This is a genomic window from Mucilaginibacter gossypiicola, from assembly GCF_900110105.1.
In the GTDB taxonomy this organism is placed as follows: Bacteria; Bacteroidota; Bacteroidia; order Sphingobacteriales; family Sphingobacteriaceae; genus Mucilaginibacter; species Mucilaginibacter gossypiicola.
In genome coordinates this window covers 108306-131984 of sequence record NZ_FOCL01000010.1, presented here as the reverse complement: position 1 = coordinate 131984, position 23679 = coordinate 108306, and the positions used below count along the sequence as shown (strand labels likewise).

Sequence of the window (23679 nt, the reverse complement as noted above, 5' to 3'; positions counted from 1 at the left end):
TCAAGAGGGGCGTTTTTTTAATCCTTTGTTCAATTCTACACTCAATGATCTAATTTTGATGTCATGCAAAAATCATCATCCCAGGCGATGACTGCGCCGTCTGCAGACTTTGTAGTGCCCCTATCTATAGTGTAATGCTTAACAAACGCGGCTCCTATACTGCTGCCGTGGTTACAATCCAGCAGAAATTTAAAACCAAGATCTTTGAAAGTAAAGGAATGCCATTTAAGATTACTTATGGAATCGGTATAATAGGTATTTATCTCGTTTATCTTTTTATCCCGTTCATTATAATGCATCACCTGGTAGGCTGGGTTATTTCCGTTCCGGGTATCGAGGCCCGGGGCTATCACAACAGGGGAGAGCAGCTTCCCATTATTGATCATTAATTTAACGTCCGCCATATGGGTATGTCCCGCCAGTTGAAGTTTGATAAGCGAAGCATACTTTTTTATGATGTGTGTGTACGCCAACTGAATGCTATCCTGCCATGAGGGTGATTTTGAATAACGATCGATGCCCGGAGGGACGTGGTAAACGAGCCAAACCGATTGATTGCGTTTAAGTGTACTTAATTTGTATTCCAGCCATTTTAATTCAGCCCGCGCTGCCGGTGCCAGATTTTTATTTTCGCTCATAAAAAGCACCGTGTTTAATACGATGATTGACAGGTCATTCTTTTCGTAAACGTAATACCCTCCTTTATAAAACGTCTTTTTTATTTCCCCATTCTGGTCAATTGGTTTGAGCAGGGATTTATAGAAAACGTCATAAGTCTCGGCGTCGGGTACATTATGTGCCATGCAATCATTATTCCCTAATGCAGGCAGGATGATTGCGCGTTTATCTATGTTCTGGACATGTTTAATAATATAGGCAAACGTTGTTTTCATTACCTGCTTGCTATGACCTTTATGTTTAAGCAGATCACCGGGCATAATGATAAATGGGTATTTCCCCGGTTTAATATTGTTGATGGCCGACAAAAAGAGTGAGGAATCTGTGTCCGTATGATAAAAGGTACTCCATGTTGTGTCCAGGTGTACATGTACATCTGATAGTACCAATATGGAATCTTTTTGCGCGTAACTAAATGCGGGAAAGGCGGCGAGCAGCAGGAACAAAAGTTTTTTCATAGCTCAATAGGGTTAAGGAAGGTAGTATAACTAATTGATGATTATAAAGCTATTTATTTATTCCTGAAAGATGTGTGTGTTGGATCAAAATAACCGTTGTTAAATTTAGTCAAAAGGGGGATTTACGCATGATTAATTAAATCTGCGAGATACCCCGAGGAGACGAAAACAAACCGGCTGCAATATACCTTGAATTTTGGAAGGTGTATTGCAGCCGGTTTATGTTATCTGCTTATAATATTCCGGTTTCTGTTTATTGCGCCCGCTATTAAACAGAAACACTAATGTGAACGTTAATATTGCCGCGTGTGGCTTTTGAATATGGGCAGGTTTGATGTGCCGCTGCAACTACAGTATTGGCTTGCTCAGTTGTAAGCCCGGGAAGATAAACATACAGGCGTGCCTGAAGGCTAAAGGCCAGGCTGCTGCCTTCGCCGGTTGTTGCCAGGTCAATCTCGGCTTCAACAGCGGTATCATTTGGAATCGCGATCTGTAAGCCTGCTGCGTTACGCCTCATAGCGCCAATAAAACAAGCCGACCATCCGGCCGCAAATAACTGCTCGGGATTAGTCCCGCTGCCTGATCCACCCGGGGTAGATAGGTTTACATCCAAACGTCCATCTGTGCTTTTGGCAGCACCTTCGCGGCCTCCGGTTGTTTTCACTTTACCTGTATATAGTACTTTATCCGCAATGATCTGCGCGTTATTGGTAGTATCAATTACTGTTATTGTTTCCATGATATATAGTATTTTATCCGCTTTAAGCTTTGTGCGTTCTGCTTTTAGCTCTTTATAAATTTTGTCCCATCAGGGTCGCTCGCAGAGGACCCTGATGTTCTGCTCCATTAGGATTATTTTGCGAAACTCTCTGCTTCCACTATCGCATCGGCGAAGGCTTTTGGTGCCTCCTGCGGCAAATTGTGGCCTATACCTCCGTTAATGGTATGGTGTGCATATTTACCTTTAAAGCGGGCAGCATAATCAGCGGGTTTAGGGTGGGGAGCGCCGTTGGCGTCGCCTTCAAGGGTTACGGTAGGTACAATGATAGGAGGAGCAGTTGCCAGCTTTTTTTCCATTTCGTCATATTTTGCCTCACCTTCGGCAAGGCCCAGGCGCCAGCGGTAATTGTGGATCACTATGGCAACATGGTCGGGGTTATCAAATGATGGTGCTGTTTGTGCAAAGGTTGCGTCGTCAAATTTCCAGGTAGGAGATGCGGTTTCCCAAATAAGCCTGTTAAAATCGCGGCGGTTGGCTTCGTAACCCATACGGCCGCGCTCGGTGCTAAAATAAAACTGGTACCACCATGATAACTCAGCTTTTGGCGGCAGTGGTTTTTTGTTGGCTTCCTGGCTGCCAATCAGGTAACCACTTACCGAAACCATTGCTTTACAACGCTCAGGCCATAATGCAGCCACGATGTTTGCTGTACGAGCGCCCCAGTCAAACCCGCCGATAATGGCGCGGTCTATTTTCAGGGCGTCCATCAGCGCAATGACATCTGTAGCTATTGCGGCCTGCTGCCCGTTTCTGAAAGTTTGTGCAGAAAGGAATTGTGTTGTGCCATGCCCGCGTAAATGAGGTACTATTACCCTGTAGCCGGCTTTGGCAAGTATTGCTGATACTTCAGCATAGCTATGTATATCATATGGCCATCCATGAAGCAGAATGACAGGCTGTCCGTTTGCCGGGCCGCTTTCTGCATACCCAATATCAAGCAGGCTTGTTTTTACCTGTTTAATGGTATCGAAGGTTGCGGTAGACAAATGGTTATTTTGTTGGTTTGATGAATCAGTATGCCTGGTTTCGGCTTTAAGCAAACCGAGACCGCCTAATTCTGCAGCTGCAACTGTTAGTGCGGTGATACCAAGAAAGCGGCGGCGGCTGAAGTTTGTTTCGTTGTTCATGTTTTTCATAATTAGCTTGTTAATAAATTAACCTTCAGATGCTTTCCTCATCGTTGGGCATAACAAAAGTACACCGCCATCCAGATTATGGAAGTGGTTGATGTATGAACCGGACAAATGGTGACCTCAGTTAGACATACCCCCTGTTGGATTTGCCGTTATTTTAAATTAGCGGAAGATACAGGTACTTTATCTTTAAGAATATCAGGATTGGTTTTGAAACTCCGTGCAGGCTTAACTTATAAAATAAGTAAACAGTATAACGAATTTTAAAGAAGTGCGCAGATGTTTTAATGCGGTGGTTAACTGGTTTTCTACCGTTCGTTTTGAGATATTAAGCTGTTCGGCAATTTCACTGATAGACAGGTGGTCGCGTCTGCTCATGTAATAGATCTCCCTGCACCTTTTGGGAAGGTTATTCAGTAGTGATTCAATGGTGTCGTTAACTTCCTTTTCGCCTATGTTAAGTTCGCCCTGGTTGTGGGCATACGGATGTGCTACGAGCAAACTTTCATTCTCGTAATCCTCAACATATTGCACCGGAACACCTGCCGTAGTTTGTTTTTTACGGATACCGTGATAGCTGGCCGCAGTAATTACATAGCTTTTAAATGAATTGATTTGAAGTTGTTCGCGCCTGTTCCAGATATTCAGAAAAATATCGTGCGCAATTTCCAGGGCCGATTCTTCATCTTTAACATACTTATAAGCAACGCTATAAACTTTAAACCAGTGACGCTCAAACAACTGATTGAATGCCTTTTGGTCGTTAAGTATAATAGCCTCAAATAGTTCTGAGTCTGTTAAATTATCACTTAGCATATAATTGGGTAAGATAAAACTATGGATTATAAATTAGGAATAAAAATATTTATTCATCCCGTGCTGTACCGGTATCCTGGGAATGAAAGTGTGGTCATAAAATAATTTTATTTTTTTATGTGTGTTGCATCGCTGGTATGTATCTATACTTATGTAAACCAAATTGTAAACACCAGCAATTGTGCTATTCATGACAGAAGATCAATATCTTTCTCTTTGCGAGAAATATTTAAGAGGTGAACACACCCCCGAAGAGGAAATTCTGATCAAAAAATATCAGTTTGATAATGGCCTGCTGGATGAGCACCTGGCAAACATTGATATTGCAGATCAGGAGCGGCTCAGGGCATTACTGCGCCACAAATTGCAGGCGAGTTTGCATCTTCAGGAGGCACCGGTGGTAAAAATACGCAGGTGGTCATATGCCGCTGCAGCCGCTGTTCTCCTGTTTGCATCAGCAGGTATTTATTTCATTAAGAGCAATAAAAAGGGGCAAGACAATCAGGTTGCCATCACTAATAATATCGCAAAAAAGGATATCGGGCCCGGTTCGGATAAAGCAGTATTAACGTTGGCCAACGGAAACACAATAACACTTGGCGATGCCCAAAATGGTGTGTTAAGCAAACAAGGTAATGCTGCTATCTCAAAATCCGGCAACGGAATAGTTATCAGTAAAAGCGACGAAAATAAAAAGCATGACGCTGATAATGCAATGAACACCATTGCCATACCCCGTGGCGGAAAATATAATATCACCCTGGCCGATGGTACTAAAGTTTGGTTAAACTCAGCTTCGGTATTATCATTCCCTGCCGCTTTCTCCGGTACCGAAAGGAAGGTTACTTTAACAGGCGAAGCGTATTTTGAAGTTGCCAAAAACAAAACCATGCCTTTTAAAATAGATGTGAACGGTAAAGAGGTTGTTGAAGTTTTAGGTACTCATTTCAATGTTAGCGCTTATACCGATGAGCAAAGCATCTCCACCACCTTGCTTGAAGGTTCGGTGAAAATAAACTACCAGAACCGGTCAACCCTGATCAAACCCGGGCAAATGGCGGTTAATAACCCAAATGAGGGTGTAACTGTAAAGCAGGCTAATATAGAGGAGGTAATGGCATGGAAAAATGACAGCTTCATCTTCAATAATGAAAACATCACCACTATAATGAAAAAAATATCAAGATGGTATGATGTTGATGTTGTTTTTAAGGGCGATATGACGAATGTTAATTTTTACGGTAACTACTCCCGCTCAAAAGGGCTGGCCAGTTTACTTAAAAACATAGAATTAGTTAATAAAGTACGTTTTATTACCGAAGAAAGGAGGGTTACCGTTATAGCAAAATAATTACATCCCCAAAATATCCAAAAACCGGGAGTGTTTGAGCCCACCCCCGGCGTTGATTAGCCTTGTTAGGTTAATTAGGATAAATACCAATTAATTCACATAACCAATTATTTAACCCAAAACAAATGTATAAAATTTTTACTGCACAAAAGTGCGGGAAGATGCCTTGTCGTATCCCTAAATTTCTATTGATAATGAAACTCACCATCATTATAATGATGCTTACGCTTTTACAGGTAAGTGCTGCTACTTTGGCGCAGCAGGTGAGTATTAGTGCAAAAAATACACCTGTAAAAGAGGTGCTTAAGCAGCTCACCAAACAAACCGGCTACAATTTTATTTGTGATGGCGATATCATTAATACAGCCGGTACTGTTACGCTTAACGCAAAAAATACCGAACTGAAAAAAGTATTGGACGAGTGCTTTGATAAAGACCTGGTTGAGATTGTTGCCGGCGAAAACAATACCATTGTGATCCGCAAAAAACAACTGCCTGTTAAACCGGTAGTAGCTATAGCTATTACTATAACGGGCAAGGTTACGGATAGTAAAGGACAAACGCTCCCCGGCGTAAGCGTGGTGCTTAAAGGTACCCAGCAGGGTGTGGTAACCAATGCCGATGGCGGGTATAGCATAAAAGTACCCGGCGATAAAAGTATCCTGGTGTTTTCCTTTATTGGCATGTTGAGCCAGGAGGTTGTAGTGGGTAACAGAACGGTTATTGACGTTACCCTTGCCGATGCACCGCATACCCTTAGCGATGTTGTGGTTGTTGGTTATGGTACGCAATCAAGGGCAACGGTAACTGCCGCCATTGCCAAAGTTGATGGTAAAAATATTGGCAACCAGCCTGTAGGAACACCCGGTGAAGCGTTGGCCGGTTTGGCAGCCGGTGTGCAGGTACAGTCAGATCAGGGTTCAAAACCCGGTGCAGCGCCAACCATTCGTGTGCGTGGGGTAAGCTCATTAAGCGCATCTAATGACCCGCTTTATGTGGTTGATGGTTATCCGCTTGAAACCGCAGCCAATTTTAACCTGATCAACCCCGGCGATATCGAGTCGATTGAAGTATTAAAAGATGCGGCCTCAGCAGCTATCTATGGCTCGCGGGCGGCAAATGGTGTTGTGCTGGTTACAACCAAACGTGGCAAGGCCGGCAAAACCACATTTTCGGTAACTGCCTATACCGGTGTACAGCAAGTAAACAGGTTTATAAAGGTTTTAAAACGGGACCAATATGTTGACCAGGTTAAAGCCCTGAGCCGGATAAAAGGCCTGCAATATCCTACTATTTTAGATGGCGATATATCAGCCTTGCCTGACGTTGACTGGCAAAAAGCTATTTTCAGAACAGCACCTTTAAGCGATTTTGAACTGAATGCCGCCGGTGGCAGCGAAAAGGTACGCTTTAATGCATCGGCTGGTTTCTTTAAACAACAGGGTGTATTGATAGGAACCGATTATAGCCGCTATACCACCCGGTTAAACCTGGATGCCGACCTGATCAAAAATGTAAAATTTGCTTTTTCAATTTCACCATCATATTCCGAACAGTTCAGGCAACCCTCATCAGGCCAGGCAAGTGGAGCAGGTGCTAATCCCAGTGATTATTTGGTTGGTGTACCGAACATAGTTGCCCCTGTAAATTTGCCAAGCCCGCTTAACCAGGCATTAACTTTTCAGCCAATTGTGCCTGTGCGCAAGGCGAACGGTGATTTCCAGGAACCCTATGACCGCGATTTGAATTACAATCTGTCGCCAACGGCGGTTTTTTCTGCCAGCAATTTTTATAACCCTGTAAATATTCTAAGTAAATCAGTTAACCGTTCAAGATCATTTCGTACGCTGGCCAACACCTTCCTGGAGTACACACCTATTGCCGGTTTGAGATTAAAGAGCTATTTGGGTGCCACTTTAGAAAACGAACAGGTGCATGCTTATATACCGGGTACAATGGCTTATAGCTTAGCTCCAACAGCTTCAGATTCAAACCCTTTGCTGGCGGGTATATTCGCTGCAGATAATTCACGCACCAGTTTTGATTGGGTTTGGGAAAATACAGCAACATATGATAAGCAAATAGGCAAGCATCATTTTAACTTGTTGGGCTTATTTTCTACCCAGAAATATAACTCACAAATTAACTATACTGCCGGTGTGCCGGGCACCTTTATAACAACGGCGGTTGATAGTCCGCTGGCTTCGCCAAACACGGTGGGATCAGAAGCATTTGATGCTAATACTTTTGTGTCATACGCCGGCAGGTTAACTTATGATTACGCTCGTAAATACCTGTTTACTGTGGCTGTTCGTCAGGATGGTTCATCGCGTTTCGGGCCAAATAACCGGTACGCTGTTTTTCCTTCGTTCTCTATGGGATGGCGTTTGGCCGAAGAGCCTTTTTTGAAAGAAGCATTAGATAAACTATCTATCAACGAACTAAAGTTAAGAGGTGGTTACGGCCGTACGGGGAACGCCAACATTGGTAGTTTTACCTATGTAAACTCAATAGCTCTTAATCAAAACTATGCATCAGGAAGTACCCGTTTATTCGGTACTCAGCAAACCGGGTTCGCCAATCCTGATCTTACCTGGGAAAAGAATGATCAAACCAGTTTAGGTGCCGATATAGGCTTTATGCAGAATAAAATAGCGTTTACCGTTGATTACTTCATACGTTATTCAAACGGCATGTTACTTAATAAAGCGCTGCCACTTGATGTAGGTTATGCATCCTTATACAAGGCCAATTTAGGGAAACTTCAAAATAAAGGGTTTGAGTTTACTGCCAGCACCTCTTTTAAATTAGGTGCAGTGGTTTGGAATACCAATGCCAACTTATCAACCTATAAAACTAAAGTACTTGATCTGGGCGGACCAAGTGCATTGCCTGGAGTGCAAGCCATTAATGGCTGGAACAATGTGTACCAGGTTAAAGTAGGCCAGCCATTGGGCATTATGTACGGCTATCAAATTAACGGAATATTCAGGAATGCAAACGATCTGGCCAATAATGCAAAAGTTACCTCTGGTAATAAGATTGGTGATTTTATGATCAAAGACCAGAACGGTGACGGCAAAATCGACATCAATGATATGACAGCGTTAGGTCATGGGCTGCCTGATGTTACTTACGGTTTAACCAATACATTCCAGTACAAAAATTTTGACCTGAGCATATTGATCCAGGGTGTACAGGGGGTAAATATCATCAACGGAAACAACCGGCAAACATTAACCGGTAACAATAACCAAAATTCGCTGGCTGTATATTACAATAATTATTACGACCCGGCTTTTCCGGACAGAGATGTAAAATATCCGTCGCCGCTTTCCAGCGCTGCATTACCTGGTGCCGCACTTAACAGCCAGGCTGTTGAAAATGGCTCCTATCTGCGCGTTAGGAATATTACGTTGGGCTACCGCCTTACAGAACACGCGCTAAGCAAGCTTTTTGTAAAAACGGCAAGGTTTTATGTAACTGCGCAAAACCCCTTCCTGATAACTAAATATACAGGCTATAACCCTGAGGCAAATATTATGGGGAGCGATCCCACAACACCGGGTGTTGACCAGGGTACTTATCCTACTGCCCGCACAATTATCGTAGGTGTAAATTTTGGATTTTAATCGCTTAACCCTCAGAAATCATGAAAATTAAAAAGATAATCATAAGCAGCCTTTCCCTGATAACGCTAATGGCTGTATTGCCGGCTTGTAAAAAGTCGTTTGTTGATCTTACCCCGAAAGGAATTGTCCCCGTAACCACTTACTACGCTACGGAGATAGATATAAAAACCGCCCTTACCGGCGTTTACAGCAGCTTAAGGCCAATTTATAATGAACAATATGGGTTCGGAGAGATCCCGTCAGACAATACCCAAACCTACGGTGAAAGCGAAGTGCTATATGGTGAAGAAGATAAACTAACCTGGACTGCAACATCTACCAATCTTCAAAACGCATATACCCGGTTTTACGCTACCATAGCATATGCAAATATTGTTTTAGGGCATGTGGGCACGCCTCCCATGACCCAGGCTAACCGCGACCTTTATACTGGCCAGGCTAAATTTTTAAGGGCGTTAATGTACTTTAACCTGGTACGTATGTTTGGTGGTGTGCCTTTGGTGTTAACCGAAATAACATCCGAAAAACAGGCGTACAGCTATAACCGTGCAACAGCAGCAGCAGTATATGCACAGATAGAAAAGGACCTGACAGAGGCTGCGGCAGTACTGCCCGCATCTTACACCGGCACAGACATTGGCCGCGCTACCAGCATTGCCGCCAACGGATTATTGGGTAAGGTGTATATGTTCGAAAATAAGTTTACGGAAGCCGAGGCTATATTGGCAACAGTATCTGCAACTGCCGGTACGCTGATCCCATATAACCAGGTGTTTGGCCTGGGGAATGATAATAATAAGGACATTATATTTTCGGTACAATACCTTGGCGGTGGTTTTAGCGAGGGCAATACATTTGCCAGGGGCTTTGTGCCTCAACCATCAGGTACTACCATTACTCCATCGGTAACAGGCAATAGCAACAACGTCGGAACGGCAGATCTTTATAATGCCTTTGAGCCCGGCGATAGCCGGCTGGCTACCTCTATCGGTATTTACAATGCCGGTACGCTTACTTACTATTACGCCAAAAAGTTTATTTACCCAAGTGTGGTTGGCGTAAGTGAAGGGGACAATGACTGGCCTGTACTGCGTTATGGTGATGTGATTTTGCTTTATGCCGAAGCTTTGAACGAAAATGGCAAAACCGATCAGGCATTAACCCAGCTTAACCTGGTACGCGCCAGGGCAACCCTTGCTCTAAAGCTTGGCTTAAACCAGGCAGACGCCCGTACAGCCATTCGTAATGAAAGGCGTGTGGAACTTTGTTTTGAAGCCGAACGTTGGTTTGACCTGGTACGCTGGAATACATTTATCCCCGTAATGACCGCCTTTAAAGCTAAAGGCTCTATCAACGGTACTATTGGAAATATAGTTAGTACTTTGAACTTATATCCTATTCCGCTAAGGGAAATTCAGTTAAACCCTAATTTAACGCAAAACCCAGGTTATTAAAACTTCAAAAGCCTGTCACCTGAATTGGTGACAGGCTTTTTATTCAATATTTTATCCTTTGCTGATAACAGTAATTAGCGATGATTGCTGTATTTTGCTGCCGTATTTTTGTTTAATACCCGTCTGAAATGAACTTCACCCCAAAACTCATAAACCGGTTTATTTATATCGCCCTGCTGTTGTTTCCATGTTCTGTTTTTGCCCAAAACCTGGTTAAATATGTACAACCGATGGCAGGTACAGCTATTGCTACCACAGCTTCGGCACTAAAACATGGCCAGGCGGCTGATACACGGTTTGCTAATACTATTCCTGCGGTTACCGCACCCTTTGCAATGACGCAATGGACTCCCGAAACCGAAAGCGGCGAAACTAAATGCGTGCCCCCTTATTATTATAAAGACAGTGTATTTAACGGCCTGCGCGGTTCGCATTGGTTAAGCGGTTCATGTACCCAGGATTATGGCAGCTTCACCATTATGCCCATCACAGGTAAGCTAAAAACAACTAATTATAGCACGACATTTAAACATACCGATGAACTATCGTCGCCGCACTTTTATAGCATAAACCTTAACCAGTATAAAGTGAATGCAGCAGTAACCTCCACCGAACGCTGCGGCATGATGCAGTTTACCATGGAACAGGCAGACAGCCTTTATTTATTGATTAAAGCCAATAGCGATTACCATGAAGGTTTTGTAAAAGTAGATAAGCAAACCGGCGAAATATCGGGCTACAGCCCGGCGCACCGTATTTACCAGGGCTGGGGGAAAAGTGCAGGTTTCAGCGGTTTCTTTGTGATCCGGTTTGAACAGAGTTTAAGTAAGACAGGCACTTTTTCGGGCGATAAAACATTTACTGCGGATAGCATCAAAAACGATGTGGGCACGGGTATTTATGCAGGGTTCAAACTCAATAAAGGCGAAAAGCTCACCATCAGGATAGGTACCTCGTTTACCAGTTTGGACGGGGCACGTAAAAACCTGCAGGTCGAGATGCCCGGGTTTGATTTTGAGAGGGCTGTAGCAAATAGCAAATCAAGATGGGAAAAAGCTTTAGGGCAGATTAGCATTTCAACCGGCAGCGAGCAGGATAAAAGGATCTTTTATACATCGTTTTATCATGCCATGCAGCATCCGCGCCTTTTTAATGATGTAGATGGCAAGTATCCGCGGTTTTCTGGTAATTACCAGATCGAAAAGTTATCAGGCGGTAATTATTATGATGATTTTTCGATGTGGGATATTTACCGGGCGCAGCTGCCGCTGTTTGAGATATTGAACCCGGTTCTGATCAATAACCTGGCAAAATCACTGATCCTGAAAGGTAAGCAAGGGGGCTGGATGCCTGTGTTCCCGTGCTGGAACAGCTATACATCCGAAATGATCGGCGATCATACTGTTTCTGTGATCAGTTCGGCATATTTAAAGGGGATCACTGATTTTGATGCTAAGGATGCTTACCAGATTTTAAGGCATAACGCTTTTGAACTGCCTGCTAACCGCGCCGATTATGTGGAAGGTAAAGGCCGCAGGGCGCTGGATAGCTATTTGAAATATCAGTATATCCCTTTAGAAGATAGTGTGCGTGATGCCTTCCATAAAATGGAACAGGTGAGCCGCACGATGGAATACGCTTACGATGATTATGCGCTGGCTCAATTTGCAAAGGCTTTAAAAAACACTGCCGATTATACGGCGCTTAGCAAACGGGCAAAATATTATACCAATGTGTTTGATCCGTCAACGGGATTTGTCCGCGGTAAGCATGTTGACGGCAGTTGGGTATCTCCGTTTGATCCGGATAAAAAGGCAACTTATATTACAGAAGGCACCGCACGGCAATACACCTTTTATGTGCCGCAGGATGTACCCGGTTTGGCAAAGCTGATGGGTGGTACAAAAAAGCTTGAACAATCATTAGATAGTTTGTTTGAAAAAGGTGAGTACTGGCATGGTAATGAGCCAGGGCACCAGATCCCTTTTATGTACAATTATACGCCATCTCCATGGAAAACACAGGCAGCCGTACGCAAGATCCTGGCTACCGAGTACAGCGATGGCCCCGGCGGTTTAGGCGGAAATGATGACGCGGGACAGATGTCGGCGTGGTATATGTTTGCTTCAATGGGTTTTTACCCGGTAAACCCGGTTTCGGGTGAGTACCTGTTATGTTCGCCTTTGTTTGATAGCATTGCTATTACACTTCAAAATGGTAAAAAATTTGAGATCATCTGCCATAAATCAAATCCGAAATCAATGTATATCAGCGCGGTGAAATTGAATGGCAAAATAAAGCCCGATAATTTTATCCGTTACAATGATATCAGGAGCGGTGGTAAGCTCGAAATATATCTGAATGATAAACCGGGAAATAGCTGGGCAGTTAAACCGGTAAATCAGCCTAAGGGGATGTGATTATAGAGGATTAGTAAGGGAAATTGTTTCATGTCCATTCAGTGTTTCTCGCAAAGGACCCTGAGGTTCGCTGCGTTCTAAACATTTACCAGGATATTTAAAACAGCGGATCTGCAAGGCGTATACATCAGGGTCCTCTGCGAGAGACCCTGATGGGACCTAATGTTCCGAATACCTGTGGTGACAACACCAACAACTGCTTAACGGCTATTGCATGGGCTTTAACCTAGCTTATAGCTCAAGCGTTTTTCGCTTGAACCGCATTATAAAAGATGTCAACAAAATAGCTGCATCTATAGGTTTTTTGTAATTTTTTTGAGCAAATACTCAACCCATAAAAGTGGTTGCCGCGATAAACCAGACTATATTTATATTAGTGCCATAAATCATTGGCCATTGAAAGCAATCCGCGATAAAGCAGGCGAGTTTTTACTTGGGTTACAGGATGTACGGGAAGATATTTTATGTACACCTGCCCAGTTTTCTGAATATACTGTTTACCTCGTTCCTGAAGGATCGGGTATCTTTCATGCAGATTTTGGGGCATTCCCTTTTACAGGCCCGGTGTTGTTGTTTTCGACCCCGCTGCAGATTATTTATGTAGATGAGTGCCGCGCCATAAAAAGCAACATTTTACAGTTTCACAGCGATTTTTATTGTATCGAGTACCACCGCGAAGAAGTGGCCTGCAACGGATTGTTATTTAACAATATCTATCTTGATCCTATAGTTGCACTTACCCCGCAGGATGTAAAAGTGTTTGAGCTGTTACTGCTGCAGATGAACGATGAATTTATGCAGCCGCTACCCTCTGAAATTGTATTGCGGGCCTATCTGCAGCTTTTTTTGGCCAAGGCCAGCAGCATAAAAATAAATGCAATCAACAGTGATCAGGATAAGCCCCAAAAAGACGAAATGATGGAAAAGTTCCGGACACTGCTTAATCAGCATTACCTTGATCTGCATAAACCATCAGATTATGCTTCGTTACTGGCTATATCTTCTGATAATTTAACCCGGCGCTGTACAAAATATTTTCGCAAATCGCCTTCACAGCTCATCCAGGAGCGGCTAATCCTTGAGGCAAAAAAACAACTTCATTTAACCCGGCAAAGCATCAAAGAAATTGCCTATAACCTGAAGTTTCAGGACGAATTTTATTTTAGCCGGGTATTTAAAAAGTTCACCAAAATATCGCCGCAAACATTTCGCGATAAAACAGGCATCTCCATCGTCGCGGATTTGTACAAGTAAAACCCTGTTTCGTCCATGTTGGGGGTGCTCATGTCGTTGTAGTTTTGCTTCATCAAAAAACAACAACATGAAAACTTCAATCATAAATACCATAGCCGGCCTTGATCAGCTTGGTAAAAAAGCCGTTCGTTTCGGCATCGTAGTCGTATTCCTTTGGATAGGTGGCCTTAAGTTTTTCACATATGAAGCCGATGGCGTTGTGCCCTTTGTAGCCAACAGCCCGGTGATGTCATTCTTTTACAACCATCCAACCGAATACAAAAAACACATGAACAAAGAAGGCGAACTGATAGCCGCCAACCACCAGTGGAATATCGAAAATAACACCTATGGCTTTTCAATTGGTCTGGGTATTATGCTGGTAGCGCTTGGTATTTTGGTTGCACTTTATAAAGTTGCGCCAATACCAAGTATGATTGCCAGTATACTGGTCTTCATCATGACTTTGGGTACGCTTTCCTTCCTGATCACCACGCCCGAAAGCTGGGTGCCACATTTAACCGATAACCAATGGGGCTTCCCATACCTGTCAGGTCGCGGTCGTTTGGTTATTAAAGATATCGTGATCCTTGGCGGCGCCATCATCACCATGAGCGAAACCGCACAGCTTTATCTCAAACGTAAATCAACAGGTAAATAATCTTAAACCAGCATATAATCATGAAAACTATAAATGTCCCCACCCGCGAACAGGTAAGTGCCGAAGTGCAGGTAATGTTTGATACATTCACAAAACGCGTTGGTAAAGTGCCTAACCTTTATGCCACTATGGGTTATTCGGCGCCTGCACTTAAAATGTTTATGGATATGGAGGATGACATGAGCAAAAGCATATTTACCCCTAAAGAAAGGGAAGCTATTGCCCTCATTGTTTCTGAACTAAACGGTTGTGCCTATTGCTTAGCCGGCCATAGTATGCTGGCCATGAAACGCGGCTTTACCAAAGAGCAAACACTGGATATCAGAAGAGGCCATACTGCTGATGATAAACTGAATGCCATTATCGGTTTAGCCAAATCAATTGTTGAAAATAAAGGGAAGGGCGACGAAACTTCACTAAATAACTTCTACGCAGCCGGTTTTGATGAAGCAGCCTTGATGGACCTTATTGCCTTTATTACTATACGTGTATATACCAACTATGTGTTTGCAAACACCGAAGTTCCGGTAGATTTTCCTGCTGCCGAGCCTCTTAACTAATACCTAAAACATATCATCATGAAAACCACCGAAGAAATAAAAGAACAATTAGCTAATAAGTTTTTAACCGGACTAAAAAATCGTGATTGGGAACTTATGCGCTCTGCCCTTACCAATGATGTTACCTGGACCCTGCCGGGAACAAGTCTGCTTTCGGGCCCTGCAGTTGGTGCCGATGCTGTGATAAAACGTGCCGGTCAGCTGCGTGATTTTGGGGTAATGGTTCAGTTGAACCACATTTTATACGGATTGGATAGTGTAGCCTTGTCGCTCCACAATACTGCCAGCCGCAGCGATTTGATCCTGGATGAACAGGTAGCCATAGTTTGTGATATTACTGATGGTAAGATCAGCCGGATAACTACCCATTTGAGTGATGTAGAAGGGATCAATGCGTTTTTTATTGAAGGGGTGATTTAACGTTATACAGTATATTATTAAACTCGTCATTAACGTTCCATCAGGGTCTCTCGTAGAGGATTCTGATGGAACGTTAATGACGCTTTTTTTTGAGCTACGCCTACCTTATCTTTGAGCCTAATCCCTGCGATACACATGAAATACTTCATTACCCTTCTATTTATCTTTTTTATCCGCCAACACAGCTTTGCGCAAAACCATAAAGAACAAATTGCTGCCTTCAGGCAAAATTATAAGGATGATTTTTTAAAAGATTCACGATCGCCGCTTAAACAGGATGACCTTCAATTTTTAAGGTTTTATGATGCCGACAGTACCTATCGTGTAACTGCCAAAGCCGAATTGCTTACCAATCAATCAGCTTTTATAATACCTACCTTCAGCGGTGCAGGCAGCCAATACGTACGTTACGCCCAGCTTTCCTTTATGCTTAAAGGTAAACCTATGCAGTTAACCATTTACAAAAGCATAGCCCTGTCGCAAAACCCTGCTTTCAGTAATTACCTGTTCCTGCCTTTTACCGATGCTACCAATGGGTCGGAAACTTACGGTGGCGGCCGCTATATCGATCTTACAACTAAAGATATCAAAAACGGCTCTATCGTTATCGACTTCAATAAAGCCTATAATCCATACTGCGCTTTCAGCAGCGGCTATTCATGCCCTAAACCTCCCGACGAAAACCGGGTTGATATGGCCGTTGAAGCTGGCGAAAAAAACTTTGGAAAAGGCCATTGATATCATCCCGTTTGATAGTGTGATGATGTTGCCCCCCCATATAAAAAGAGCCCCGTTAACGGGGCTCCGCTGTTACCAAAGGACCTGGATTGCGCCCTGTAATCATCTATTTAAAATCCAGATCGCCTATGTAAACAGTACCGTTTGCACCTTTTTTCATTTGTAATACAATGATCTCTTTCTTCTCATCAGGAGTTCCGTAATGCGTGAACATTTCGGCCATAACGGTAGTTGGTCCGGCAATGGTGGCCTGGCGGTCACCAAAATAGTTAATCTCTATTTTGTAAGTCCCTTTAACAGCTTTCTTCAATAAAAATTGCTCCGGGCCAAAACCCTGTGTCATATCGTGCGAGATCCTGCCGCCTATTGCTGTGCGGTTATGGCTGTAAAAACACTTTTCATTATTAGGGTCCGTTACCCAAAGATCAATATCCGTGTTGTTCATATTCCAATCCATTACAATGCGGATATCAACCGGCAAAGGTTTGATCAGCTTTTTGTCAATAGCTGAAATATTAAGTTTGCCTTTATTGAGAGATATAATCCTGTTTATTTCGGGCAGAAACACCTCCTGAATGCCACGATATAAATTATCTGCTTCGCCGGTATAGCTTTTGGTCGTGGCAGTATAAAGTATCTCAAGTGCTTTTTGATGTTCGCCGGCATCATCAAGGGCCAAACCATAATCACGATAGCTTTGCGGATCGAGCGGGCGCAGTTCGGTGACTTTTTTAAAGGCAAACACTTCACCTTCAAAATCGCCAAGCTGTTTTAGTTTGTACCCCAACATTTTATATAGTTCATAGCTCCCCAGGTCAAGCTCGGCAAGGTTACTCAGGATCCGCGTACCAAGTTCTGTATTGCCTGTTTTTATAAAATAATCGGCCACATCAAAATAATAGACAGGATTACCGCTCAATGCAACCCGTAACTCCAGGTATTTTTGGTACTGCGCAGCCTTATCTGTTTTTTGGATAATTTTTAAGTAATCGGCGGCGGCTGGATTGTATGTAACGCTGATGCCACCGTTTGCATTTGCAGGCCTGGCAACAGAATCTGCACGAACAGCGCTGCCATGGCCGGTCCGCGTATTGATCACTACAACTCCACCGGCGGCCCTTGCACCATAAATAGCTGTTGCATTGGCATCTTTTAAAACCTGTACCGATCCAACATCGTTAGGATTTATATTATTTATAGACGAAGTTGCTACTCCATCAACAATATACAATGGCGCAGGCGCATCAGCGCTCGCCGTACCTCGGACCCGTACATCAGCATTTGAACCGGGCGAACCAGAGGTGGTTACCAGGACTCCTGCTACCCTGCCGGCAAGCTGTGTATTAACCTGGTCGTTTTGTATTGTTGTAACAGAACCGGTGGTCGATGTCTTTCTTTGCACACCGTATCCTACCACAACAACCTCACTAAGCTGATTGGAATTTGGCGGGGCCGCATTTGCAGAATATCCGGCAGCTGCCGATGGCTGCGCCGTGCCCGGGGGATTTGCCACAGCCTCTGCAACCGGCAAAGTAGCATTTGCATGTGGGGTACGAGCCTTGTCGTTCTTATTTTTTGATTTGGGTTTCGCCTCCGTTTCAACTTTCGTATCCCACCATTTAGCAAGTTCGGTTTCCGTGGTATAAGCTGCGGTAAGGTTTTCGCGTACCGGCTCATTAACCGGACCGCGTTGCTTCATAATGGCATCGTACTGGGCTTGTAATTCGGCAGGTGGCTCAATGCCATATTGTATATAATCGCTCACATTCTCTAATACAATGAGCGAAGTATTGCGGGTGATGATCCCAAAACGTTTACCAAGCGATTCAATCTCCTGCCGGTTGGCATCATAGTTAATATCCAGCTCACCGATCTTTTTTTGCGCCCATAGTTTGGCTACATCTACCCCTTCAACGGCGTTGGTAGCCAAATCAAGTGTAACCGTTTTTTCAAAACTAACTTTATCGCCATAGCCGTATTGCAGCGTAATAGTTTGATTGGGGGTACGGGTGATACCCGCTATCGAAAATGAATTACCAACCGCAACAGGCAATGAGGGATAAGTTTCTTCTACTGTAGCCCCGGCTTTGATCCCCAGGAAATGCAGCGAGCGGGAGGTTAGTTTGTTCAGCGCTTTATCGGTATCGCCCCCGGTAAGGTCAACCAGTTCTCCATGTGTTTTAAGGGCGATGAGTTTAAGATTACTATAGTCGGCTGTTGAAGATGAATTAATACAATAAACCGGCTTATTGATCAATTTCAAAGTTTTTTCGCCAAAGGTTTGATGACCATCGCTCATGAGCAGAAATTCATCTGCCGGATATTGAGCCAGGTTGATATTGCCAAAATTGGTGGCACCATCATAAGTAACATGCTCAAGCACATTTTTCAGTTCGGCCCAGTCGCCGTTACGTACAGGATAACTTTTAGTACTGATCACTTTGTTGCTGAATATGGTAAGGTTTACCTCTGCATTATTTACTTTTTTAAAATAGGCATCCAGCAGCGCCAACTCCTTTTTGCTATCGCGATTGGCCCCGCTTAAAGAAGCATCCCACAGCAAACCAATACGATGAGGAAGTGGTTTGCTCACCGGCTGCGACTGTAACGACGTATTGATAAAATAATAGTACTTGTTGCCCTGGGCCTGCAACATCACCTCATTTGCCCCGGCAGGTTTAGGGATTAAAAACGACAGCGCATGATCTGGCACATAATTGCTTTTTTCAACAGATGCCGAATATGTATTTTGATGGTTGTCAAAATGCAGTATATCGCCTTCCCCTTCGGCAACCGGGGCTTCGGCATTTTGAATAACCGATGCATTGAGCGAAAACTTTTCGACAGTATCTTTAACATTAAGCGGCAGCGTAAACTTCAGGTTACCTTTATCAGCCAGGGGAATCTCTTCTTCGTAACCAATAATCACCGTACGGGTGCTGTTAGGATTAATAGGATAAATGCGCGTACGGAATGCATTACCTTCCACCTTTTCAAGCAAACCCGGATCAACCCTGCGACGTTCGATAGCCTCAAAGGTTACGGTTCCCTTGCCCCTGTCAACAGGTACGGCCTCCCGCATTTTGCCATTAATATCGAGGGCGTAACGGCTAACGCTAACACCATCCTTTAACGGAAACACCAATGTGCCTTCTAAAATGCGCGAAGTTGAATTAAAGAAAGTCATTTGCCAGGTGGTGCGGCTAATGTTACCGTAAATAGCAACATCAACCTTTAACTGCTGCAGCTTAACGCCGCTATTGCTTTTACCATCAACAGTAAGCTGAGGGCTCTGCGCACAAACTGTTGTTATGCACAATGCAAGCAGCATAATTACTAATAAGGGAAAGGAAATTATCTTTTTCATGGATGCTTATTTCCTACTGGATGCAGAGATTTAAGCATTTCCATAAAATGATTTTAAAAAATTAACGTATACATCAGGGTCTCTCGCAGATTTAAGTTTATCAACGAAATTCACCAACCTGAAATTTCAATAGGAGGCACCTACAGAGCCAAAGAATATCCTCTTTTGGTTAGAAACACGTGGCCCCGCTGGGACCGGCAAGGTTTTACAACATAATCAGGTATTAATTGAGCTGCTTAAGGACAGATGCACCAGAGGTGCAAAAGGTTTGTAGCATAAAAAGTATAGAAATACCCTTTGCCTCAGAGAGGCAAAACAAAACGCCTTACTGATTAAGCTACAAAGCAATTTTGTGGGTAAACTTAAATCTACGAGAAACCCTGCGGAGACACGAACCTTTCTGTTAACTATTCGTTTGCAGAAAATATTGGCTATTTTGCCAATAGAAGCAACGATCTGCCTTTTTAATACATCAATGGAAAACTCAAATAACATTTGGTATGTAACCATCCTGCTAAGTGCTGTTGCCGGCTATTGTGATACCGTAACTTTCGTGGCAGCAAACTCCATGTTTTCGGCGCATGTTACCGGCAATTTTATAGTATTTGCTTACCAGATCATTAACGGGTCTGATCCGCAAGCCTGGATTAAATTACTCTCCTTCCCTGTTTTTGTTGCAGCGGTAATAACCGGCGGTCAAATAGGAGCAGAAGCGGGTAAAAGGTACCGGTTGTTATTTATTGAAGGGATCCTGCTACTCATAAGCGGCATCTTTGCAATATCCGCGAAGTTCTATTCAATAGCCTACTGGAGCGTACACTTTACAGCAATGATGGTGGTATTTGCCATGGGTCTTCAAAACGCCTTCGGTAAACTTTATGCCAAAGAAACCTATGGCCCTACAACCATGATGACCGGTAACGTAACCCAGGCTTCGCTTGACCTTGGCAGCTTGCTTTTTTCTCTATTCAAAAACACAGTTAGCCTCGGCGCTTTAAAAAACCAAACAATAACCATAGCGGGCTTTTTAGGTGGCTGCCTCACCGGTGCCCTGATGGCGAAAAACTTTGGCTTACCCGTACTGATTGCCCCCGGCTTATTATTGATTATCTGTTACCTAAGCACTACCCGACAGGCAGCCCGGCAGTTACAGTAAGCTTTGGGGTATCAATCTGATAGCCTCTGCTTGGGGGAGAGACGTAAAATGCAATACATGGACGCGCCCGGAAATTCGACACAAAACATTACTGGTAACGACACTGTTACACCCTAAGCAAAACCTAACCGGTAAATTTGAACAAAGCCTCCAGCAATATGAACCAAATTAAAAGAGAAGACATCAAACAGGAAGTGTTTGACCTGTATGATGATTATGCCCATAACCGCCTCGACAGGCGCGCTTTTATGCAAAAACTGTCCTTGTATGCAGTAGGCGGTTTAACAGTAACTGCATTGATGAGTTTCATGATGCCCGATTACCATTCGACAGCAGAAGTCAAATCTGATGATCCGCATTTGAAATCAGGCTATATCAACTACCCTTCGCCCAAAGGTGGCGGAACAATTAAAGGCCTGCTATCAGAGCCTGCCGACGCAAAGAAAAAGTTGGGTGGCATTGTAGTTGTTCATGAAAACCGGGGACTAAATCCATATATAGAAGATGTAGCCAGACGCGCTGCCCTGTCCGGCTTTATTACACTTGCGCCAGATGCGCTAAGTCCATTGGGTGGTTACCCCGGCAATGATGATGAAGGGCGCGCCATGCAAGCCAAAAGGGACAAGGGCCAAATGGAAGAAGATTTTATAGCAGCTTATGAATACCTGAAAAACCATAAAGACTGCAATGGTAAAGTGGGTGTTGTAGGTTTTTGCTATGGCGGAGGGATTGCTAATATGATGGCCGTACGTGTTCCCGACCTGGCCGCCGCTGTTCCATTTTACGGAAGTCAGCCGGCCCTTGAAGATGTTCCTAAAATTAAAGCGCCGCTACAGCTGCACTATGCATCACTGGATACCCGCATCACAGATGGCTGGCTGGCATATGAAAAAGCTTTAAAAGAGAATGGAAAAAAATACCAGGCTTTTATTTATGAAAACGCCAATCATGGCTTTCATAACAATACTACTCCCCGCTATGACAAAGCCGCGGCAGAATTAGCATGGAAAAGGACAATTGATTTTTTTACCGAATATTTAAACTAAAGGCCGGATACCCGGCCTTTTTGTTATTCAGTAATATTGTATACAGGAAGATACCTTATTCTTTCGGGGTATCTTCTTTATCTTCCTCTTCCCGCTCTACCGTTATGGTACATTCTGTAACCAGGGCGGCCAGGGTACCTACAGCAGCAAATACCGGTGCCAGTATCACCCCAAAAAGGCCTACGGATAACGGAAAGGTCATTAACTCTTTGCCATGTTTATCCGAAATGGTGATCCTGCTGGCTTTACCTTCATTAATTATCTCTTTTATCTTTCCCAATAACGCTTCGCCGTTAATTGAAAATGTTTCTTTGGTGCTCATGTTTTTTTTAAGTTTTTATATTTAGATGAGCTTGATATCGCCTTGTTACAGGTTTTGCTAAATATGACGATGTGATTTGCAGTGGATCGTTGTCCTGCTTTACAAACTTACCTCCACCTTTTTACCGGTTTTAACAGCAAGATAAATAGCATCGATAAGTTTCAGGTCCTTTACCGCTTCCTCACCATTTACAGGTACTACCGGTTGTTTGTTTTTAAATATGATATCGGCCATTTCATCCATCTGTACTGTTTGGTGTGTAGTGATTGGCTGGTTAAGCTCTCCCAAGTGGGTACGACCTCTGATTGGCCCGTAGCCGGTAGAAGGCTGCATCTCGGCAAACCCCTTTTCCCCATCAAGGAAAAAGCGGTCGAGGTTATTCATATTATAGGTAGATAAACAGGAAGCCACCGCCCCGCTCGGGAAGCCAAACTGGAACTGGATAGTTTCGTCAACGCCTTCTTTGAATTTCACCGTATCAGTTTTAGTTTCCTGGGCGGTAACCCATACCGGATCTTCCCCTGTCATGTAACGTGCGCCATTGATAGCATAAATGCCAATATCCATCATGGAGCCGCCGCCGGCCAGTTTTTTATTCAATCGCCACTGTGTAGGATCGCCAATGGTAAACCCACATTGTCCCTGAAAAAACCTGATCTTTCCAAACTCACCGCTTTGCCTCATCCTGATCACTTCAAGGGTTTTGGGTTCAAAATGCATGCGGTAGCCTACCAGCAGTTTTACATTGGCCTTTTTGCAGGCATCAACCATTGCCTGTCCCTCCTGCGCATTAACCGCCATTGGCTTTTCACATATAGCATGTTTACCAGCCGCTGCTGTCCTGATCACAAAATCATGATGCAGCCCGTTTGGGGTGATAACATATACGGCATCTATATCCGGGTTATTTTTTATGTTATCGAAATTCTCATAGTTGTAACAATTTTTTTCGGGGATGCCATATTTACTTTGCCATGCCTTAACTTTTGATGGCGTACCACTTACCACGCCTACCAGTTTAGCTTTGGTACACTTCTGCATAGCCTCGGCAACCATGGTTCCGTAGCCTCCAAGCCCCAAAATTGCTACACGCAATAGCGGGCCGTCATAATGAGGTTCAACATTATCTGCTCCTGCTGCCCAACCGGAAAGCGGGGCAAGCTGCAGGGCCAGAGCAGATAAGCCCAGTTTCTGCAAAAAATCACGACGAGAATTCATAGGTATGTTTTTTGGTTGATGACAATTTACATATTTCCGCGAAAAATGCACCTAAGTCATCTGATTTTTACAGGGAAGCCGCGTTTGAAATAATTCGATCCCGTTGAAATTTTATACCGAAAATTCCCACACGACTGCTTTTCAAGGCATCTACAATTAATCGAATTACACGAATTTTTAATCGAAGCCCGTGGTCGGTATTATCACCATGGGCCTTCGGAAGATTTTTTAATTC

The 23679-nt window shown here is 43.7% G+C and carries 18 protein-coding genes; 11 read left to right on the top strand and 7 right to left on the bottom strand.

Going from position 1 to position 23679, the window contains the following annotated elements; all coding sequences use genetic code 11:
- Nucleotides 1–41: 41 nt before the first annotated feature.
- The 4 genes from BMX50_RS26515 to BMX50_RS26500 form a co-directional block, all read right to left on the bottom strand.
- Nucleotides 42–1136 carry a metallophosphoesterase family protein gene (locus tag BMX50_RS26515; RefSeq protein WP_091217417.1) on the bottom strand — a complete coding sequence of 365 codons (1095 nt, stop codon included), beginning with the start codon at nt 1134–1136 and terminating at the stop codon, nt 42–44.
- A gap of 268 nt (nt 1137–1404) precedes the next feature.
- A complete protein-coding gene (locus BMX50_RS26510; protein ID WP_167668121.1) occupies nt 1405–1875 on the bottom strand; it encodes an organic hydroperoxide resistance protein in 471 nt (156 codons plus the stop codon).
- 113 nt (nt 1876–1988) lie between these two features.
- Complete coding sequence (locus tag BMX50_RS26505; protein WP_091217726.1) at nt 1989–3044, bottom strand: alpha/beta fold hydrolase; 1056 nt, start codon at nt 3042–3044, stop codon at nt 1989–1991.
- A 234-nt stretch (nt 3045–3278) separates the two neighbouring features.
- A complete protein-coding gene (locus tag BMX50_RS26500; protein ID WP_091217414.1) occupies nt 3279–3866 on the bottom strand; it encodes an RNA polymerase sigma factor in 588 nt (195 codons plus the stop codon).
- Nucleotides 3867–4056: 190 nt separating this feature from the next.
- On the opposite strand from BMX50_RS26500, the gene BMX50_RS26495 reads away from it, so the two are divergent.
- From BMX50_RS26495 to BMX50_RS26455, 9 genes are all read left to right on the top strand, one after another.
- The gene (locus BMX50_RS26495) at nt 4057–5217 is read left to right on the top strand and encodes a FecR family protein (RefSeq protein ID WP_091217410.1); all 1161 of its coding nucleotides are present in this window, start codon (nt 4057–4059) and stop codon (nt 5215–5217) included.
- A 125-nt stretch (nt 5218–5342) separates the two neighbouring features.
- On the top strand, nt 5343–8849 hold the full coding sequence (locus BMX50_RS26490) for a SusC/RagA family TonB-linked outer membrane protein (RefSeq protein ID WP_091217406.1): 3507 nt from the start codon (nt 5343–5345) through the stop codon (nt 8847–8849).
- 20 nt (nt 8850–8869) lie between these two features.
- Nucleotides 8870–10303, top strand: a complete 1434-nt coding sequence (locus tag BMX50_RS26485) for a RagB/SusD family nutrient uptake outer membrane protein (protein ID WP_091217401.1) — start codon at nt 8870–8872, stop codon at nt 10301–10303.
- A 128-nt stretch (nt 10304–10431) separates the two neighbouring features.
- Nucleotides 10432–12723 carry a GH92 family glycosyl hydrolase gene (locus tag BMX50_RS26480; RefSeq protein ID WP_091217396.1) on the top strand — a complete coding sequence of 764 codons (2292 nt, stop codon included), beginning with the start codon at nt 10432–10434 and terminating at the stop codon, nt 12721–12723.
- 396 nt (nt 12724–13119) lie between these two features.
- Nucleotides 13120–13977 (top strand): helix-turn-helix domain-containing protein, encoded by an 858-nt coding sequence (locus tag BMX50_RS26475; RefSeq protein WP_091217722.1) that lies wholly within the window; start codon nt 13120–13122, stop codon nt 13975–13977.
- 67 nt (nt 13978–14044) lie between these two features.
- Nucleotides 14045–14617: a DUF417 family protein gene (locus tag BMX50_RS26470; RefSeq protein ID WP_091217392.1), complete on the top strand. Its 573-nt coding sequence runs from the start codon at nt 14045–14047 to the stop codon at nt 14615–14617.
- Nucleotides 14618–14637: 20 nt separating this feature from the next.
- Complete coding sequence (locus BMX50_RS26465; protein WP_091217389.1) at nt 14638–15177, top strand: carboxymuconolactone decarboxylase family protein; 540 nt, start codon at nt 14638–14640, stop codon at nt 15175–15177.
- An 18-nt stretch (nt 15178–15195) separates the two neighbouring features.
- Nucleotides 15196–15597: a nuclear transport factor 2 family protein gene (locus BMX50_RS26460; protein ID WP_167668119.1), complete on the top strand. Its 402-nt coding sequence runs from the start codon at nt 15196–15198 to the stop codon at nt 15595–15597.
- Between the two features lie 135 nt (nt 15598–15732).
- Entirely contained in the window at nt 15733–16335 is a 603-nt protein-coding gene (locus BMX50_RS26455; protein WP_091217385.1) for a DUF1684 domain-containing protein, read from the top strand.
- Nucleotides 16336–16441: 106 nt separating this feature from the next.
- Here BMX50_RS26455 and BMX50_RS26450 read toward each other — a convergent pair whose 3' ends face one another.
- Complete coding sequence (locus BMX50_RS26450) at nt 16442–19702, bottom strand: VIT domain-containing protein (RefSeq protein WP_091217381.1); 3261 nt, start codon at nt 19700–19702, stop codon at nt 16442–16444.
- 475 nt (nt 19703–20177) lie between these two features.
- Between BMX50_RS26450 and BMX50_RS26445 the strand changes: the two genes are divergently transcribed.
- Nucleotides 20178–20858: a YoaK family protein gene (locus BMX50_RS26445; protein WP_091217374.1), complete on the top strand. Its 681-nt coding sequence runs from the start codon at nt 20178–20180 to the stop codon at nt 20856–20858.
- Between the two features lie 158 nt (nt 20859–21016).
- A complete protein-coding gene (locus tag BMX50_RS26440) occupies nt 21017–21904 on the top strand; it encodes a dienelactone hydrolase family protein (RefSeq protein WP_091217370.1) in 888 nt (295 codons plus the stop codon).
- Between the two features lie 55 nt (nt 21905–21959).
- Here the strand turns inward: BMX50_RS26440 and BMX50_RS26435 are convergent, their stop codons facing one another.
- Nucleotides 21960–22226 (bottom strand): DUF4342 domain-containing protein, encoded by a 267-nt coding sequence (locus tag BMX50_RS26435; RefSeq protein ID WP_091217366.1) that lies wholly within the window; start codon nt 22224–22226, stop codon nt 21960–21962.
- 99 nt (nt 22227–22325) lie between these two features.
- Nucleotides 22326–23444: a Gfo/Idh/MocA family protein gene (locus BMX50_RS26430; protein WP_091217362.1), complete on the bottom strand. Its 1119-nt coding sequence runs from the start codon at nt 23442–23444 to the stop codon at nt 22326–22328.
- Nucleotides 23445–23679: the final 235 nt, after the last annotated feature.

Excerpts from the sequence above, each read along its gene's own strand:
- BMX50_RS26515 (WP_091217417.1), bottom strand. The coding sequence starts at position 1,136 with ATGAAAAAACTTTTGTTCCTGCTGCTCGCCGCCTTTCCCGCATTTAGT.
- BMX50_RS26510 (WP_167668121.1), bottom strand. The coding sequence starts at position 1,875 with ATGGAAACAATAACAGTAATTGATACTACCAATAACGCGCAGATCATT.
- BMX50_RS26505 (WP_091217726.1), bottom strand. The coding sequence starts at position 3,044 with ATGAACAACGAAACAAACTTCAGCCGCCGCCGCTTTCTTGGTATCACC.
- BMX50_RS26500 (WP_091217414.1), bottom strand. The coding sequence starts at position 3,866 with ATGCTAAGTGATAATTTAACAGACTCAGAACTATTTGAGGCTATTATA.
- BMX50_RS26495 (WP_091217410.1), top strand. The coding sequence starts at position 4,057 with ATGACAGAAGATCAATATCTTTCTCTTTGCGAGAAATATTTAAGAGGT.
- BMX50_RS26490 (WP_091217406.1), top strand. The coding sequence starts at position 5,343 with ATGTATAAAATTTTTACTGCACAAAAGTGCGGGAAGATGCCTTGTCGT.
- BMX50_RS26485 (WP_091217401.1), top strand. The coding sequence starts at position 8,870 with ATGAAAATTAAAAAGATAATCATAAGCAGCCTTTCCCTGATAACGCTA.
- BMX50_RS26480 (WP_091217396.1), top strand. The coding sequence starts at position 10,432 with ATGAACTTCACCCCAAAACTCATAAACCGGTTTATTTATATCGCCCTG.
- BMX50_RS26470 (WP_091217392.1), top strand. The coding sequence starts at position 14,045 with ATGAAAACTTCAATCATAAATACCATAGCCGGCCTTGATCAGCTTGGT.
- BMX50_RS26465 (WP_091217389.1), top strand. The coding sequence starts at position 14,638 with ATGAAAACTATAAATGTCCCCACCCGCGAACAGGTAAGTGCCGAAGTG.
- BMX50_RS26460 (WP_167668119.1), top strand. The coding sequence starts at position 15,196 with ATGAAAACCACCGAAGAAATAAAAGAACAATTAGCTAATAAGTTTTTA.
- BMX50_RS26455 (WP_091217385.1), top strand. The coding sequence starts at position 15,733 with ATGAAATACTTCATTACCCTTCTATTTATCTTTTTTATCCGCCAACAC.
- BMX50_RS26450 (WP_091217381.1), bottom strand. The coding sequence starts at position 19,702 with ATGAAAAAGATAATTTCCTTTCCCTTATTAGTAATTATGCTGCTTGCA.
- BMX50_RS26445 (WP_091217374.1), top strand. The coding sequence starts at position 20,178 with ATGGAAAACTCAAATAACATTTGGTATGTAACCATCCTGCTAAGTGCT.
- BMX50_RS26440 (WP_091217370.1), top strand. The coding sequence starts at position 21,017 with ATGAACCAAATTAAAAGAGAAGACATCAAACAGGAAGTGTTTGACCTG.
- BMX50_RS26435 (WP_091217366.1), bottom strand. The coding sequence starts at position 22,226 with ATGAGCACCAAAGAAACATTTTCAATTAACGGCGAAGCGTTATTGGGA.
- BMX50_RS26430 (WP_091217362.1), bottom strand. The coding sequence starts at position 23,444 with ATGAATTCTCGTCGTGATTTTTTGCAGAAACTGGGCTTATCTGCTCTG.